The 16,172-nt window shown below is 65.1% G+C and carries 17 protein-coding genes; 11 read left to right on the forward strand and 6 right to left on the reverse strand.

All coding sequences use genetic code 11. The annotated features are described in order from the left end of the window. Window positions 1-538: 538 nt before the first annotated feature. Complete coding sequence (locus FPJ27_RS04770) at window positions 539-949, reverse strand: DUF3005 domain-containing protein (RefSeq protein ID WP_072445105.1); 411 nt, start codon at window positions 947-949, stop codon at window positions 539-541. A 278-nt stretch (window positions 950-1,227) separates the two neighbouring features. On the opposite strand from FPJ27_RS04770, the gene FPJ27_RS04775 reads away from it, so the two are divergent. Further along, complete coding sequence (locus FPJ27_RS04775; RefSeq protein WP_034181465.1) at window positions 1,228-1,461, forward strand: hypothetical protein; 234 nt, start codon at window positions 1,228-1,230, stop codon at window positions 1,459-1,461. Between the two features lie 139 nt (window positions 1,462-1,600). After that, window positions 1,601-2,521, forward strand: a complete 921-nt coding sequence (epsC, locus tag FPJ27_RS04780; RefSeq protein WP_034181464.1) for a serine O-acetyltransferase EpsC — start codon at window positions 1,601-1,603, stop codon at window positions 2,519-2,521. Between the two features lie 36 nt (window positions 2,522-2,557). On the opposite strand, the gene FPJ27_RS04785 is transcribed toward epsC, so the two are convergent. The 3 genes from FPJ27_RS04785 to FPJ27_RS04795 form a co-directional block, all read right to left on the reverse strand. Next, window positions 2,558-3,361 (reverse strand): SDR family oxidoreductase, encoded by an 804-nt coding sequence (locus FPJ27_RS04785; protein ID WP_204422176.1) that lies wholly within the window; start codon window positions 3,359-3,361, stop codon window positions 2,558-2,560. Beyond that, window positions 3,361-3,990, reverse strand: a complete 630-nt coding sequence (folE, locus tag FPJ27_RS04790; RefSeq protein WP_034181462.1) for a GTP cyclohydrolase I FolE — start codon at window positions 3,988-3,990, stop codon at window positions 3,361-3,363. Before folE ends, FPJ27_RS04785 begins: the two co-directional genes overlap by 1 nt. Window positions 3,991-4,088: 98 nt before the next feature. Continuing rightward, a complete protein-coding gene (locus FPJ27_RS04795; RefSeq protein WP_034181461.1) occupies window positions 4,089-5,015 on the reverse strand; it encodes a LysR family transcriptional regulator in 927 nt (308 codons plus the stop codon). A 116-nt stretch (window positions 5,016-5,131) separates the two neighbouring features. On the opposite strand from FPJ27_RS04795, the gene pobA reads away from it, so the two are divergent. The 7 genes from pobA to FPJ27_RS04830 all read left to right on the forward strand — a co-directional run bounded on the left by pobA (window position 5,132) and on the right by FPJ27_RS04830 (window position 12,149). Then, entirely contained in the window at window positions 5,132-6,364 is a 1,233-nt protein-coding gene (pobA, locus tag FPJ27_RS04800) for a 4-hydroxybenzoate 3-monooxygenase (protein WP_204422177.1), read from the forward strand. A gap of 142 nt (window positions 6,365-6,506) precedes the next feature. Continuing rightward, window positions 6,507-7,223 (forward strand): 3-oxoacid CoA-transferase subunit A, encoded by a 717-nt coding sequence (locus FPJ27_RS04805; protein ID WP_034181459.1) that lies wholly within the window; start codon window positions 6,507-6,509, stop codon window positions 7,221-7,223. Between the two features lie 13 nt (window positions 7,224-7,236). Beyond that, on the forward strand, window positions 7,237-7,893 hold the full coding sequence (locus tag FPJ27_RS04810; protein ID WP_047903702.1) for a CoA transferase subunit B: 657 nt from the start codon (window positions 7,237-7,239) through the stop codon (window positions 7,891-7,893). 88 nt (window positions 7,894-7,981) lie between these two features. Next, the gene (locus FPJ27_RS04815; protein ID WP_204422178.1) at window positions 7,982-9,355 is read left to right on the forward strand and encodes a 3-carboxy-cis,cis-muconate cycloisomerase; all 1,374 of its coding nucleotides are present in this window, start codon (window positions 7,982-7,984) and stop codon (window positions 9,353-9,355) included. Then, window positions 9,355-10,140 carry a 3-oxoadipate enol-lactonase gene (gene pcaD / locus FPJ27_RS04820; protein ID WP_175959826.1) on the forward strand — a complete coding sequence of 262 codons (786 nt, stop codon included), beginning with the start codon at window positions 9,355-9,357 and terminating at the stop codon, window positions 10,138-10,140. Before FPJ27_RS04815 ends, pcaD begins: the two co-directional genes overlap by 1 nt. Window positions 10,141-10,150: 10 nt before the next feature. After that, complete coding sequence (gene pcaC, locus FPJ27_RS04825) at window positions 10,151-10,537, forward strand: 4-carboxymuconolactone decarboxylase (protein ID WP_046548861.1); 387 nt, start codon at window positions 10,151-10,153, stop codon at window positions 10,535-10,537. A 253-nt stretch (window positions 10,538-10,790) separates the two neighbouring features. After that, window positions 10,791-12,149 carry an MFS transporter gene (locus FPJ27_RS04830; protein WP_072445100.1) on the forward strand — a complete coding sequence of 453 codons (1,359 nt, stop codon included), beginning with the start codon at window positions 10,791-10,793 and terminating at the stop codon, window positions 12,147-12,149. Window positions 12,150-12,206: 57 nt separating this feature from the next. Here the strand turns inward: FPJ27_RS04830 and FPJ27_RS04835 are convergent, their stop codons facing one another. Together FPJ27_RS04835 and FPJ27_RS04840 are read right to left on the reverse strand one after the other, a co-directional pair. Next, window positions 12,207-12,455 (reverse strand): hypothetical protein, encoded by a 249-nt coding sequence (locus FPJ27_RS04835; protein ID WP_034181454.1) that lies wholly within the window; start codon window positions 12,453-12,455, stop codon window positions 12,207-12,209. Window positions 12,456-12,561: 106 nt separating this feature from the next. Further along, entirely contained in the window at window positions 12,562-13,179 is a 618-nt protein-coding gene (locus FPJ27_RS04840; RefSeq protein WP_204422179.1) for a LysE family translocator, read from the reverse strand. 374 nt (window positions 13,180-13,553) lie between these two features. Between FPJ27_RS04840 and FPJ27_RS04845 the strand changes: the two genes are divergently transcribed. Both FPJ27_RS04845 and FPJ27_RS04850 read left to right on the forward strand, forming a co-directional pair. Further along, window positions 13,554-14,327, forward strand: coding sequence for an isocitrate lyase/phosphoenolpyruvate mutase family protein (locus FPJ27_RS04845; protein ID WP_204422180.1), 774 nt, complete (start codon window positions 13,554-13,556; stop codon window positions 14,325-14,327). Beyond that, on the forward strand, window positions 14,314-15,360 hold the full coding sequence (locus tag FPJ27_RS04850; RefSeq protein WP_204422181.1) for a methylated-DNA--[protein]-cysteine S-methyltransferase: 1,047 nt from the start codon (window positions 14,314-14,316) through the stop codon (window positions 15,358-15,360). The genes FPJ27_RS04845 and FPJ27_RS04850 overlap by 14 nt, the downstream gene beginning before the upstream one ends. Window positions 15,361-16,172 lie beyond the last annotated feature (812 nt).

A 16,172-nucleotide genomic window follows, 5' to 3' on the forward strand; every position in this document is an offset into this window, starting at 1 on the left:
GTCGGCCGGATGGCCGATCAGTCTGAGCAATGCTGCGAGGCAGGGTAAACCAATGGCGGGGACTTCGCAGTGTGGTGCCTGTCCTGCCGTGCTACAGCAGCGCCTCCGGCACCGCGGCGCACGGCCATGCGCGCAATGCATGCCGCACTGCGCGGCGCGTATCGCATGGCTGCGTCGCATCCGTCGTTCGCGTGGCCGCCGCGCGGTTCGCGACAGCCGGCTCCGAGCGATGGTGGATGAAGACCGCATCGTCGCCGGGAACGGATGCGCGGGTATCGGAATCGCGCGTTGCACAGGTGCACGCATCGCGGCGCGTGCATGCCGCACCGACACGGTGCAACAGCCGCGCCGATGAACCACGCGCATCGTCATTCAATCGCAACCGCGCCGTTTCGACATGACTTCGATCAACGCATGTGCGTCGGCGCGATTCGCGGCATGCATGAAACCGCCGATGCCGACGCGCGGAATCGTTCGCTTGCGCACCCGTCGCGCGCGCCGATCCGCAAACGAACGATCGATTCAAACGCCGCGCCGGCTACCTCGGTACGGCCGTCAACTCGATCACGCGTTCCGGCCGCCGTCCGTGGCCGGGCCAGTACGCGCTGCCGTACATCCGGTGGACGGGGCCGAACTGCGCATCGTCCGCGGGCGACGGCGCGGCGAAGCCTTTCTCGATCATCACGTAGCCCGCGCGTAGCGCGAACGCCGGATGGTTGCCGCCGGCGCGGCTGTCGAAACCGGCGAGGCCGTCGCCGGCTTCGGGCATCGAATCGACGAGCGACGCGTTGCTGCCCGTGATCTGGTCGGGCGAGATCGGCCCGCCGCCGGCGAGAAGCCACGCCTCGCGGTTCTTGCCGTCGGTGTCGACCGTGCTGTCGTGGGTGTCGTCGTTGTCGAGCTCGACGCTGTGCGGATGCAAACGACCTGTTTGACCGGATGATTCCATCACGGCTCTCCTGGCGGCGAAGCGCTTCGGATCGAAGCAAATCCCGTTCCGGGTTCGACGGGAAAAGGCGCGCGGGCGACCGCCGCGGTCGCGCGACGCGCACTGATTTGTCATGATTTATTTCAGCTAGAAGACGCGTTTTCTACAGAGTATGATTCTTTTCCTGCGAAGCGGCGACAGGGGATGCGATCTCGCCGCCTCTGCCCGCGCCGGGGCGCCGCAGCACCCTTAAAGACGGGTAGTGAACAACAAAGCAAGGGACTAGAGGTGGCGGATTCATGCAAGCGACTACTGCCTTCACGCACCGCGGTTATCTGTTGAATTGCGCGCCCGCACGCGCCAGTGACGGTTCGTTCAAGCCCTACGTCGTGATCTCCCGATCGAGCGACGGGGAGTTGGTTGCGAACCGTTTTTTCCCGACCGAGCTCCAGTTCAACGACGAAGGCGCCGCGATCGCGCACGCGCGCGACTGGGCCGTGCGCTGGATCGACGCGAGCAGCATCGTGATCTGACGCCATCGCGTTTCCTGCATCGTCGGCCGTCCGGCCGATCCCCCGGTGTGCCGCTCCCGGACAAAAAACGCGGTAATCTTGCGGAACCCGTCACTTTATTAGCGGCCGTGCGACCGAGCGCGGCCGCCTGCATTTGCATATGTCGACATCACCCGTCCGCCAGTGGGGCCTCGAAGAAATCGTAGCCGGCTTGCGCGAGTCGCGCGAGGAACTCCATCGCACGCGCCATCCGCGCGGCATCCGCGAACTGCCGTCCCGCGATGCGATCTGCAAGATTGTGACCGGCCTGCGCGCGTCGATGTTTCCGACGCATTACGGCGCACCGGATCTCACCGACGAAAGCGTCGACTACTACGTCGGCCACACGCTCGAAAGCACGCTGCGCGTGCTGTGCGAGCAGATTCGCCGCGCGCTGCCGTTCCTGCCCGAGCATGCGGACACGCCGTTCGCGGAACTCGACGAGCGCGCGTTCGAGATCGCGCGCGAGTTCGGCCGGCAGTTGCCGGCGGTCCGCGCGCTGCTCGTCAGCGACATCCAGGCCGCGTACGCAGGCGATCCGGCCGCGCAGCACATCACCGAGATCCTGCTGTGCTATCCGGGCGTGCTGGCGATGATGCACCACCGGCTCGCGCACGCGCTGCACCAGCTCGGCGTGCCGCTGCTCGCGCGCTTCATCAATGAAATCGCCCACTCGGCCACCGGCATCGACATCCACCCCGGCGCGCAGATCGGCCCGAGTTTCTTCATCGACCACGGCACCGGTGTCGTGATCGGCGAGACGGCGATCATCGGCGAGCGCGTGCGCCTGTACCAGGCCGTCACGCTCGGCGCGAAGAGCTTCCCTGCCGATGGCGAAGGTGCGCTGGTCAAGGGCAACGCACGGCACCCGATCGTCGAGGACGACGTGGTGATCTATGCGGGTGCGACGATTCTCGGCCGTGTGACGATCGGGCGCGGCTCGGTGATCGGCGGCAACGTGTGGCTCACGCACAGCGTGCCGCCCGGCACGAGCGTCGCGCAGACCAGGGCCCGCGAAGGCGGCAGCGCCGAGAAGCCGTAACGCGGCGCGCGGCCGCCGGCCGCCGCTGCGCGTGCATCAGTGCTTGCCGGCGGGCGAGCGGTGCTTGTACAGCACGTCCTGGTCGACGCGGATCAGGTTCTGCCCCGCATCCACCACGAAATCCACGCCGTTGTAGGCGTTGCCCGTCAGCAGCAGGATCGCGCTCGCGACGTCGTCGGGGCCCGCGATGCGCGCGAGCGGCGTCGATGCGCGGCTCGCGTGTTCGAAGTCGGCCTGCGTCTGGTCGTCGCTCGGCAGCATCAGCCCCGGGAATACCGCGTTCACGCGCAGCACGGGCGCGCATGACAGCGCGAGCATCTGCGTGAGGTTGCCGAGCGCGGCCTTTGCGACCGTGTAGCTGAAATGGTCGCGGTGAAAGTTTTCCTTGATCTTCTGGTCGACCACATTCACGACGACACCCTGCGTGCCGGCGGCACGCGCCCGTTCATAGAACGCGCGCGTGAGCAGGATCGGCGCGCGGCAGTTGACGGCCCATGCCTGGTCGAACGCCGCGAGATCGAAGCTCGGGAAATGGTCCTGCCAGAACACCGACGCGTTGTTGACGAGCACGTCGAGGCGCCCGAAGCGCGCATACACCTGGTCGATCAGCGAAGTGATCTGCGCGGCATCCGACAGGTCGGCCTGCAGCGCGATCGAATCGTGCCCGCGCTCGGCGATCGCGCGGGCCGCCGCGCGTGCGGCATCGGCCGAACGGTCGTAGTGCACCGCGGTGCGATAGCCGTGCGCGGCGAAATACTCGGCGAACGCGCGCCCGGCCCGGCGCGCGGCGCCGGTCACGAGCACGACGGGCGCATGCACCGTTTGCTTCGTCGACTCCATTACGTATTCGTCAGGTTGACTGAAGAAGGATTGGCGACGATCGACAGGAATTCGCGCCGCGTCGACGGATCGGTGCGGAACGAACCGAGCATGCGCGACGTGACCATCTCGACGCCCGGCTTGTGCACGCCGCGCGTCGAGATGCACTGGTGCGCGGCTTCGAGGATCACGCCGACGCCCTTCGGCTGCAGCACGTCGAACAGCGTATCGGCGATCTGCACGGTCATCTTTTCCTGGATCTGCAGGCGCTTCGCGAACGCGTCGACGAGGCGCGCGAGCTTCGAGATGCCGACCACGCGATGGTTCGGCAGATACGCGACGTGCGCGCGGCCGATGATCGGCACCATGTGGTGCTCGCAGTAGCTCTCGAAGCGGATGTCCTTCAGCACGATCATCTCGTCGTAGCCGTCGACTTCGCTGAACGTGCGCGCGAGGATGTCGCGCGGCTCCACCGCATAGCCGGCGAAGAACTGCTCGTACGCGCGCACGACGCGCGCGGGCGTGTCGACCAGGCCTTCGCGTGCGGGATCGTCACCGGCCCAGCGCAACAGCACGCGGACGGCGGCCTCTGCTTCTTCGCGGCTCGGCCGGGATGCGGCCTGCTCGGGCCGTGCGGATTTTTTACCCATGTAGTGGCTCCATCGAAGGCCGCCTGCGGCGGCCGATATCCGGCAATTGTTTCATGCTTTCGCGGGTCGTGCGTGCTAGCTCGAACAGGCCCTGGCGCTCACTTCGGCCATTCGTCCTGCTCGTCGTTGAACAGCGACGCGACCACGCCGCGCAGCCACGCGGTGCGCGGATCGTTGTGGTACTTGCGATGCCAGTGCTGCTTCAGGTCGAAGCGCGGCAACGCGAGCGGCGGCTCGACGGGCACGATGAACGCATGCTCGGCTGCGTACGCATAGCCGATCGCATGCGGCACCGTCGCGATCAGGTCGGTGCGGCTCAGGATGAACGGCAGGCTCATGAAGTGCGGCGTCTCGAGCACTGCGCGGCGCTGCATGCGCTGCTTCGCCAGGTATTTCTCGAGCACTTCCTGGCTGCGCCCTTCGGCGCGCACCACCGCATGCCCGCACGCGAGGAACTGCTCGACCGTGAACGGCGGCGTCTGTTCGAGCGGATGGCCGCGGCGCATCAGGCAGACGAACCGGTGCGTGAACAACCGTTGCTGGAAGAAGTTGTTGCCGTCCAGATCGGGGAAGTAGCCGACCGCGAGATCGATCGACCCGGCTTCGAGGCCGCGTCCGACTTCGTCGTGCGCGAGCGAGACCGAACGCAGGTTCGCGTGCGGCGCGCGCGTCGCGAACGCCTGCAGCAGCTTCGGCAGGAACACGATCTCGCCGACGTCCGACAGCGCGATCGAGAACGTATGCGTGCTCGCGGCCGGATCGAAGTCGTGCGGCGCGACGAGGCCGCGCTCGATCTGCGCGAGCGCGTCGCGTGCGGCCGGCAGCAGCGCGAGCGCGCGCGGCGTCGGCTCCATCCCGCGCGACGTGCGCACGAACAGCGGATCGCCGAAATACTCGCGCAGCCGGCCGAGCGCCGTGCTCACGCGTGGCTGGCTCACGCCGAGCAGGTCGCCGGCGCGGCTGACGTTGCGCGTGTCGTCGAGCGCGACGAGGTAGGGAATGAGGTTCAGATCGAGCGAATCCATCATCAGGCCAATATCTTCAAAACGTATACAACATATCTCCTGAATCGCGTTGCCGCATAGTCGGGAAAGCGCTCAAATGTGTTCCATTACTCGAACCAATGTTCAGGAGACGAACAATGCGCACCCAAGTCGCGATCATCGGCGCCGGTCCGTCCGGCCTTCTGCTTTCCCATCTGCTGCGCCTGCAAGGCGTCGATTCCGTCCTCGTCGAAGCGCGTTCGCGCGAATACTGCGAGAACCGCATCCGCGCCGGCGTGCTGGAGCAGGGCACGGTCGATACGCTGAACGAAGCCGGCCTCGGCGACCGGATGCGCCGCGAAGGGCTCGAACATCACGGGATCGAGCTGCTGTTCTCCGGGCAGCGCCATCGCATCGACCTGTCCGAACTGACCGGCGGCCGCGCGATCACCGTCTACAGCCAGCATGAAGTCGTGCGCGACCTGATCGCGGCCGGCGTCGAGCACGGCCACCCGATGCACTTCGAAGTCAGCGACGTCGCGCTGCACGACGTCGAAGGCGAACACCCGTTCGTCACGTTCAAGCACGCGGACGGCCGCGCGGACCGCATCGACTGCGACTACATCGCCGGCTGCGACGGCTTCCACGGCATTGCGCGCCAGACGATTCCCGCCGAGCGGCTGAACACGTTCGAGCGCGTCTACCCGTTCGCATGGCTCGGCATCCTCGCCGACGCGGCGCCGTCGCTCGACGAACTGGTGTACGCGCATCACGACAACGGCTTCGCGCTGTTCTCGATGCGCTCGCCGACCGTCACGCGCCTGTACCTGCAATGCAAGCCCGACGAAAACCTCGCCGAATGGTCCGACGCGCGGATCTGGGACGAACTGCACACGCGCTTCTCGAACGACACGGGCTGGACGCCGACCGAGGGCCGGATCACGCAGAAAAGCGTGACGCCGATGCGCAGCTTCGTGTCGGAGACGATGCAGCACGGCCGGCTGTTCCTTGCCGGCGACGCCGCGCACATCGTGCCGCCGACCGGCGCGAAGGGGATGAACCTTGCGGTCGCCGACGTCCGCGCGCTGTCCCGCGCGCTCGGCGCGCGCTACCGGACGGGCGATGCGACGCCGCTCGACACGTATTCGGCGACCTGCCTCGAGCGCGTATGGCGCGCCGAGCACTTCTCGTACTTCATGACGAACATGCTGCATTCGTCGCCGGAGGATTCGCCGTTCGTCAATCGCCTGAAGTTTGCCGAGCTGAAATACGTGACGCGCTCGCGGGCCGCCGCGCAGTCGCTCGCCGAAAACTACGTCGGGCTGCCGTTCGACGATGCAGGGACCCCCGAGGCAACCCGCCTTGACAACGCGCTGTGCACGACTCTATGATCGGCCCATCGTTCGCTAATCGAATCTAGGTTCGATTAGCGAACAAATGCCTGGGTCGAAATCGGCCCGGCGCGGCACGCGGCACGCGCGTGTCCCCTCGACAGGCCGCGCATCGTGCCGCGGGTTCGTATCAGGAAGAGACATGGTCAACAAGATTTTCGAATCGCTTCAGTCGGCGGTTGCCGACATCCACGATGGCGCGACAATCATGATCGGCGGCTTCGGCACGGCCGGCATGCCGTCCGAGCTGATCGACGCGCTGATCGAGCAGGGCGCGCGCGACCTGACGATCGTCAACAACAACGCGGGCAACGGCGAGACGGGCCTGGCGGCGCTGCTCAAGGCGAAACAGGTGCGCAAGATCATCTGCTCGTTCCCGCGCCAGAGCGACTCGCAGGTGTTCGATGCGCTGTACCGCGCGGGCGAGATCGAGCTGGAGCTCGTGCCGCAGGGCAACCTCGCTGAGCGCATCCGCGCGGCGGGCGCCGGCATCGGCGGCTTCTTCACGCCGACGGGTTATGGCACCAAGCTCGCGGAAGGCAAGGAAACGCGCGTGATCGACGGCAAACCGTATGTGTTCGAGACGCCGATCCACGCCGATTTCGCGCTCGTGAAGGCGTACAAGGGCGATCGCTGGGGCAATCTCGTGTATCGCAAGACCGCGCGCAACTTCGGGCCGATCATGGCCAGCGCCGCGAAGGTCGCGATCGTGCAGGTGTCGGAGGTCGTGCCGCTCGGCGCGCTGAACCCGGAACACATCGTGACGCCGGGCATTTTCGTACAGCGCATCGTCGAGGTGCCGCAGGCCGCCCATGCGGCCGAGCTGGCCGCCGAACACGCTGCATCGCAAGCCGCTTGAGGGAGATATCCAGATGAAACGACTGACCCGCGATGAAATGGCCAAGCGCGTCGCGCAGGACATCCCCGAAGGCGCGTACGTGAACCTCGGCATCGGCGTTCCGACGCTGGTGGCGAACCACCTCGACCCGAGCAAGGAAATCTTCCTGCACAGCGAGAACGGCCTGCTCGGCATGGGCCCCGCGCCAGCGCCCGGCGCAGAAGACGACGAACTGATCAACGCCGGCAAGCAGCACGTGACGCTGCTCACCGGCGGCGCGTATTTTCACCACGCCGATTCGTTCGCGATGATGCGCGGCGGCCACCTCGACTACTGCGTGCTCGGCGCGTTCCAGGTGTCCGCGAACGGCGATCTCGCGAACTGGCATACGGGCGCACCCGATGCGATTCCTGCCGTCGGCGGCGCGATGGACCTCGCGATCGGTGCGAAGCAGGTGTTCGTGATGATGGAGCACCTGACGAAGCAGGGCGAGAGCAAGATCGTCGCGCAGTGCTCGTATCCGGTCACCGGCGTGCAATGCGTGAGCCGTATCTATACGGATCTCGCCGTGCTCGACGTGACGGCCGACGGCCTCGCGGTGAGCGAGATCTTCACCGACCTGTCGTTCGACGAACTGCAGAAGCTGACCGGCGTGCCGCTGATCGACGCGACGCAAAAGGCCGCTGCCTGAACCGCAGGCGTGCCGGCGCGCGCGATCGAGCGCACGCCGGCGCGCTTGGGTGGACAATAGGCGCACGCCGTTTCCCCAATCTGATGCCATGCTCGAAGACAGCGCCCGCCTGACCTCCCTCATCTGCGGCACCGAGCCGCTCAACCGGATCTGGTCGCCGCGCGCGACGATCCAGCGGATGCTCGACGTCGAGGCCGCGCTCGCGCGCGCGCTCGCCGCGCAGCAGGTGATTCCCACTGCCGCGGTCGCGCCGATCGAACGGGCGTGCGACGCAAGCCGGCTCGACGCCGACGCGCTCGCGCACGGCGCGGCGCTTGGCGGCAATCTTGCGATTCCGCTCGTCAAGCAACTCACCGCGCAAGTGAAGGCCGACGACCCCGAGGCCGCGAAGTTCGTGCACTGGGGCGCGACGAGCCAGGACATCATCGATACCGCCACCGTGCTGCAGCTGCGCGACACGCTCGACGTGCTCGAGCCGATGCTCGACCAGGTGTGCGCATCGCTCGCGGCGCTCGCGCGCGCGCATCGCGCGACGCCGATGATCGGCCGCACCTGGCTGCAGCAGGCGCTGCCGATCACGCTCGGCCTGAAATTCGCCCAATGGCTCGATGCGCTGCTGCGCCATCGCGCGCGCTTCGCCGAATTGCGCGAGCGCGTGCTGGTGCTGCAATTCGGCGGCGCGGCCGGTACGCTCGCGAGCCTGCGCGAGCACGCGCGTGGCGTCACGGCCGCACTCGCGGCCGACCTGAAGCTCGCCGTGCCGGCCGTGCCGTGGCATACGCAGCGCGACCGCATCGCGGAAGCCGCATCATGCTTCGGGATGCTGACGGGTACGCTCGGCAAGATCGCGCGCGACGTGTCGCTGCAGATGCAGACCGAAGTCGGCGAACTCGGCGAGCCGGCCGCCGCCGGCAAGGGCGGCTCGTCGACGATGCCGCACAAGCGCAACCCGGTCGGCTGCGCGGCCGTGCTGACCGCCGCCGTACGCGCGCCGAACCTCGTCGCGACCGTGTTCGCGGGGATGGTCCAGGAGCACGAGCGCGCGCTCGGCGGCTGGCAGGCCGAATGGGATGCGCTGCCCGACCTCGCGCGGCTGACGGGCGGCGCGCTCGCGCAGATCGCGCAGATCGTCGCGGGCCTCGACGTCAATACCGAACGCCTTGCCGCGAACCTCGACCTGACGCACGGGTTGATCCTCGGCGAAGCCGTGATGCTCGCGCTCGGCGACCGGATCGGCCGGCTCGATGCGCATCACGTCGTCGAGCATGCGTCGAAGGAAGCCGTGCGCACCGGCGCGACGCTGTTCGACGTGCTCGCCGCCGATGCGACCGTGTCCGTCCACCTGTCGCGCGACGCGCTCGCGCGGCTGCTCGATCCCGCACATTACGTCGGCGAGGCGCAGGCCTATGTCGACGCCGTGCTCGCGCTGCATGCGGGTACGACCCAACCAGGAGAACATTGATGCCTTTCGCCACTGTCAACGGCGTGAAACTGCATTACCGGATCGACCGTGCCGCGCGCGACGACGCGCCGTGGCTCGTCTTCTCGAACTCGCTCGGCGCCGACCTGCAGATGTGGGCGCCGCAGATCCGTCCGCTCACGCAGCATTTCAACATCCTGCGCTACGACACGCGCGGCCACGGCCATTCCGACGCGCCGGCCGGTTCGTACACGATCGACCAGCTCGCGGGCGACGTGATCGGCCTGCTCGACCACGTCGGCATCGCGCGCGCGCATTTCTGCGGGATCTCGATGGGCGGGCTGACGGGCGCCGCGCTGGCCGCGCGCTACCCGTCGCGTATCGTTCGCGCGGTGCTGTCGAACACCGCCGCGAAGATCGGTTCGCCGGAAGTGTGGGCGCCGCGTGCGCAGAAGGCGCGCGCCGAAGGCATGGCCGCGCTTGCCGACGCCGTGCTGCCGCGCTGGTTCACCGACGCGTTCGTCGAACGCGAGCCGCGCCTGTTCGACGCGATCCGCGACACCTTCGTGCATACCGACAAGGACGGCTACGCGGCGAACTGCGACGCGCTGAACGCGGCCGACCTGCGCGAAGAGGTGAAGGGCATCACGCTGCCGGTGCTCGTCGTGACCGGCGCGAAGGACATGTCGACGCCGCCCGACCAGGGCCGAGCGCTGGCTGCCGCGATTCCCGGTGCGCTTCACGTCGAATTCGACGCCGCGCACATTTCGAACATCGAGTGCACCGGCGGCTTCAACCGCGCGCTGCTCGATTTCCTGACTGCGTGAGGCACCGGCGATGGACGACCAGGAACGTTACGAAGCAGGGATGAAGGTGCGCCGCGCGGTGCTCGGCGATGCGCACGTCGACCGTTCGCTCGAGAACCGCACCGAGGTGACCGACGAATTCCAGAACCTGATCACGCGCTATGCATGGGGCGAGATCTGGACGCGCGACGGCCTGCCGCGCCATACGCGCAGCCTGCTGACCATCGCGATGATGGTGGCGCTGAACCGCGGCGAGGAACTGGCGCTGCATCTGCGCGCCGCGCGCAACAACGGCGTGACGCGCGACGAGATCAAGGAAGTGCTGCTGCAGACCGCGATCTATTGCGGCGTGCCGGCCGCGAATTCCGCGTTCCATCTCGCGGACAAGATCTTCAAGGAACAGGACGGGGCCGCCTAGGACGGCCGCGTAAGACGGCCGGTCAGGAGCGGTCGGCTGAGGGCGACCGCAACCGATCGTGTGGCCCGCTGTCGCAAGCGGGCCGTCGACGACGGGATCGATGAACGCGCCGGCAGAGTATCGGCGCGCGGCGCACCGGATGGCCGGTGGGCGAACAAAGGAAGGGCGCGGCTGCCATGCCGTATTGCTCATACATATATGGGACCGGAGTAAGCGCTGAAGCGCCAACTCCGGTCGACACAGGAGACTCGCGATGAATCGCGCAACCACGGTCGATGTCCAGACCTTCATCAACGAGCAGCCGTTCGGCGGCTTTCAGTGGCTCGTGTTCCTCATGTGTTTCGTGATCGTGCTGCTCGACGGCTTCGATACGGCCGCGATCGGCTTCATTGCGCCGTCGCTGCTCGGCGAATGGAACCTGACCAAGCCCGATCTCGCGCCCGTGCTGAGCGCCGCGCTGTTCGGCCTCGCGTGCGGCGCGCTCGTGTCGGGCCCGCTGTCCGACCGGCTCGGGCGCCGCTCGCTGCTGCTCGGCTCGGTATTCCTGTTCGGTGTCGCGTGTTTCGTGTCCGCGTTCTCGACGACCATCGGACACCTGACGATCCTGCGCTTCGTCACCGGCGTCGGGCTCGGCGCGGCGATGCCGAACGCGGTCACGATGATGGGCGAATTCTGTCCGGACAAGCGCCGCGCGACCGTGATCAACCTGATGTTCTGCGGCTTCCCGCTCGGTGCCGCGTTCGGCGGTTTCCTGGCCGCGTGGATGATTCCGCATTTCGGCTGGCGCAGCGTGCTGATGCTCGGCGGCGTGACGCCGCTGCTGCTCGGCGTGCTGTTGCTGCTGAAGATGCCGGAATCGGTGCGCTTCATGGTCGCGAGCGGCCAGGCTGTCGACAAGATCCGCGCAACGCTCGCGCGCATCTCGCGCGACGCGCTGAATGCCGGCTCGTTCGCGATGACCGAAGCCGCGCCGCAGACGGGCGGCAAGGGGCTCGGCGTCGTGCTGTCGCGTTCCTACATCGTCGGCTCCGTGATGCTGTGGATCGCGTACTTCATGGGCCTCGTGATCTTCTACGCGTCGATCAACTGGATGCCGATCCTGCTGAAGGATGCCGGCCTGACGCCGAAGAGCGCGACGCTGATCTCGGCGCTGTTCCCGCTCGGCGGCGTGGGCGCCGTGCTATGCGGCGTGCTGATGGACCGCTTCAACGCGAACCGCGTGATCGCCGTGTGCTATGCGCTGACGGCGGTGAGCGTGTATGCGATCGGGCAGGCGGCCGGCAACGTCGGGCTGCTCGTGCTGGTCGTGTTCGTGGCCGGCGTGCTGATGAACACCGCGCAATCGTCGATGCCGGCGCTTGCCGCCGCGTTCTATCCGACCGAGGGGCGCGGCACGGGTGTTGCGTGGATGCTCGGCGTCGGCCGCTTCGGCGGGATTGCCGGGTCGTTCCTCGTCGCCGAACTGACGCGCCGGCACTTCACGTTCGCGGGCGTGTTCGCGACGATCGCCGTCGCGGGCGTGCTCGCGTGCATCGCGCTGCTGATCAAGCAGATGGCGCGGCCGCATGGCGTCGTGCAGCCGGCAGGCAAGATCGAGTCGCTCGGGCATTGAGCGAAGCGCGGGCCGGTGCGATGCGCCGGCCCTCTGTGAGCGGCGCCCTTCGCGCCGCTATTCCTCCGCGTCGTGTTCCTTGACGAAGTTGCGCAGATACGCGCGCAGCGCGGCCTCCCGGCCGCGATGATCGGCGAGGTTCGCGGCGCCCATCTCTTCCTCTTCGCCGAACAGCGTGGGCGGCGCGCAGTAAGTGCCGACTTCGATATTCTCGCGCAGCACGCGGATGTCGTGCGTGAGCGGGCGATACTCGGCGATCCAGTGCATCCCCTCGATGTGCTCGCCCGTCCTCAGCATTGGCTTCATCGGCTTTCTCCCGACAGCAGCGGCGCAACCGCGAAGCGGCTGCGCGCGCCCGTACCGAAAGGGTACGCCTGCATCACATGAATCTCAACGGGCGCGCTGTGAGCGCTCACTGCGGCAGCAGGTGCGCGATGAGCGGATACAGCGACAGGATCAGCAGCACGGCCATCGTCACGTTGAAGACGCGCAACGCGCGGCGGTTCGACAGGAAGCGGCGCAGGCCGAGGCCGAACGCGGCCCACAGGCTGATGCACGGAAAGCCGATCAGGATGAACACGACGGCCATCCACGCGGCGTTCATGCCGTAGTCGGCGGACAGGCGGATCGTCGTCGCGGCGGTCAGCACCATCATCCAGGCTTTCGGGTTGACCCACTGGAACGCGGCGGCTTCGATGAACGTCATCGGGCGCGGCTTGCCGCCGTTCGCCTTCACTTCGCCCGACGTGCCGATGCGCCACGCGAGGTAGAGCAGGTACGCGACGCTCGCGGCTTCGAGGATCGTGTACAGCAGCGGCAGGCGCCTGAACGCTTCGCCGAGGCCGAAGCCGACGCAGAGCATCAGGATCGCGACGCCGATACTGATGCCGAACAGGTGCGGCATCGTGCGGCGGAAACCGAAATTCACGCCGGATGCGAGCAGCATCGTGTTGTTCGGGCCGGGCGTGATCGACGTGACGAGCGCGAACAGCATGCCGGCGGGCAGCGCGCTCAGGGTGAGGAATTCCATCGCGGATTCTCCATTCGGTTCGAGACTGGGATGGAGGTCAGTTTAGCGACGGTTTGCGGTACAGTACCGGTACAGTTGGTTTGACGATTGCCGGTACGGGGGAGGGGGGAGGGCTGGCGATGGTGGGAGGTGGTGTTGTTGTCTCGCAGAAAAGATGTCCGCAGTCTCGATAAGTTGTCTTTGAATAAAAGACGGCATTTCAAGAGTGAAGGATGTGACCTGCGTCGATCTGCGGGAAATAGTCGGAGAATATTTGGTCGCAGGATGCCAGGGGAAGTAACGCGGTGGGACGAAAAAATACCCGTCTGGTTTTCGGTTGTGAGGTCATCGGTCTGAAACTCATACTTGAACCATATCCAAGTGAGGAACATTCCATGAAATTTGCCCAACTCCATCAACAAAACGAACCGCTGCTGCTTGCCAATGTCTGGGATGCCACCAGTGCTCGTGCGGCAGAAGCCGCCGGCTACGCGGCGCTCGGAACCTCCAGTGCAGCTATTGCCGATTTGTTGGGCTATGCCGACGGAGAAGGGGGCAGTTTTCCGGAATTGAAGGCGCTGGTCGCTCGTTTGCGATCCGTATCCGATCTGCCGCTGACCGTTGATGTCGAGGCTGGCTATGGCGCCACACCTGAGGCCGTGGTAGCCAATCTCCGCGAACTGGCCGCTCTGGGCGTGGCCGGTGTCAATCTGGAGGACAGCGTGGTGCGTGAGGGGCAGCGTACCCTTGTGGACGCAGATACCTTCTCGCGGCGTCTGCAAGATATCAATACGGGCTTGCTAGCATCCGGAGTCAAGCTGTTCCTCAACGTGCGCACCGATACCTTCCTGTTGGGCGTCGCCCATGCACGTGAAGAAACCCTTGCTCGCGGTCGGCGCTATGCGGAAAACGGGGCAAATGGTCTCTTTGTGCCCTGCGTAACCGATGAAGCGGATATCGCCGCGATCGTCGACGGTATTTCACTTCCGTTGAACGTGATGTGCATGCCGAATTTGCCGTCGTTCGAGCGATTGGCTGCACTGGGTGTCAAGCGCGTCAGCATGGGCAATTTCTTGCACCAACATGCGCTCCAAGTATTACAGAAACTTTTCATCGACGTGCGAGCAAGCCAGTCTTTCAAGCCGGTATTCGATCATGCAAGTCACTGACACTCGGCAGATCGATACTTATTACCGTGCGCTGGTTGAGCGCGCGGCGGACCATGTCGGCATCTTCTACGTTGGGGTGAAGACTACTGGTGTGTTTTGTATTGCGACATGCCGGGCGCGCAAGCCAAAACGCGAGAACGTTGTGTTCTATACAGAGCTCAAGGAAACACTCAACGCCGGTTATCGACCCTGCAAGGTATGCAAGCCGACCGAGAACGCTAACACTGCGCCACCCGAGGTGGCCGAGGCCATCGACTGGGTGCGCACTCATCCTAAGGAGCGTCTGAGTGACTATCTCCTCAGGCAACGCGGTCTTAGTCCGGAGCGTATTCGTCGCTGGTTCCAGCAGCACTACGGGATGAGTTTCCAAGCGTTCCAGCGTTCGCTGCGGATCAATACGGCGCTGGAGGAACTGAAGGCCGGTCGGAGTACCACCGAGGTCGCATTAGACAGTGGTTACGACTCGCTCAGCGGATTCGGCTACACCTGCAGGAAACTGACGGGGCGCGCGCCGACCGAGGCGACGAATGTCATCCTCATCCATCGCTTCACCACGCCCTTGGGACCGATGTTCGTGTGCGCCAGTGAGCAGGGCGTATGTCTGCTTGAGTTCGTTGATCGGCGGATGCTGGAAACCGAATTCAAGGATCTCCAACGACTCTTGCGGGCACGCATCCTAGCTGGGGAAAATGCTCACACGCGCCAAGCCGAGCGCGAAATCGGCGAGTACTTTGCCGGCACGCGCAAACAGTTTGATCTGACGCTAGACACGCCCGGGAGCCCATTCCAGCAATCGGTGTGGCAAGCGTTGCAGGCCGTCCCCTATGGAAGTACGGCCAGTTACGGTGAGCAGGCGGAGAAACTCGGCAAACCCCTGGCAGTGAGGGCAGTAGCGGGTGCCAATGGGGCTAATCGAGTCTCGATTGTCATACCGTGTCACCGAGTGCTGGGGAAGGATGGGACGCTAACAGGTTATGGCGGTGGCCTAGCTCGCAAGCAATGGCTTCTGGATCACGAGAAGCGCCACGCATAAATGAATGATTTTCTGTTGGTCGACCTTGGAGCGGTCGGCCTTTTTTAATGTCGATGGCCTTGATCACGGTATCGCTAGCAAAATTTCCGTGCCCTCGTAGGACGTACCCTGCGTAGCTCTGTACAGTCGAGCCCTCCTCGCCTGCCTCAAGCGAAACGCCGTAGCGAAGTACGTCGTCAACGTATGCCGCTCACGTGCTTTGTGCCGCACCATGCGCAAGGGAATAAAAGTGGATGAAGTTTATTTAGCTTAGGGGTCTGCTAGCGATGGCTGAAATTGTCGCAGGTTGCTGGTTACTATCGCTCCAATGAGAACGTGCTGTGTCTATAAAGGCTGACGTTCTCGGCGTGGAACATCAGATGGGCGAAACGGAGCGCAGAACGAAAGCGGTGCTCCGGACAGAACCCCCGGGCTGACCCGGGCGATTTGTAAAGCAAACTTAGTGTTGTGCAGTAAACGTTAACGCTTCCGCATTTCAGTGGCAGCTGATGCGGGGCGGCGGCTTCAGAACGCTCACGTTGCCTCGTGCGAATCGCATGAAGCGATTCGAGACATCGAGGTGGGGCCGCGACATTCTCAAGGGCGACTTTTCTGAGAATTTCCGGGGCTACTGACATCTTTTCTGAGACGAGAGGGATGTAGATTTCTCAGAAAAGATGTCCAAGTTCCTGATCTGTATAGAGGACCAAAGACACCTTTCCTGAGAGCCCACAGCGATTGTTGTCTCTCAGAAAAGATGTCCGCGGTCTTAGTAAGTTGTCTTTGAATTGATGATGAAAACGCCTTGGAATAATCCGCTTTAATCCGTGCAA

The sequence above is a fragment of the Burkholderia sp. MS455 genome (genome assembly GCF_016899445.1).
Lineage (GTDB): Bacteria > Pseudomonadota > Gammaproteobacteria > Burkholderiales > Burkholderiaceae > Burkholderia > Burkholderia pyrrocinia_C.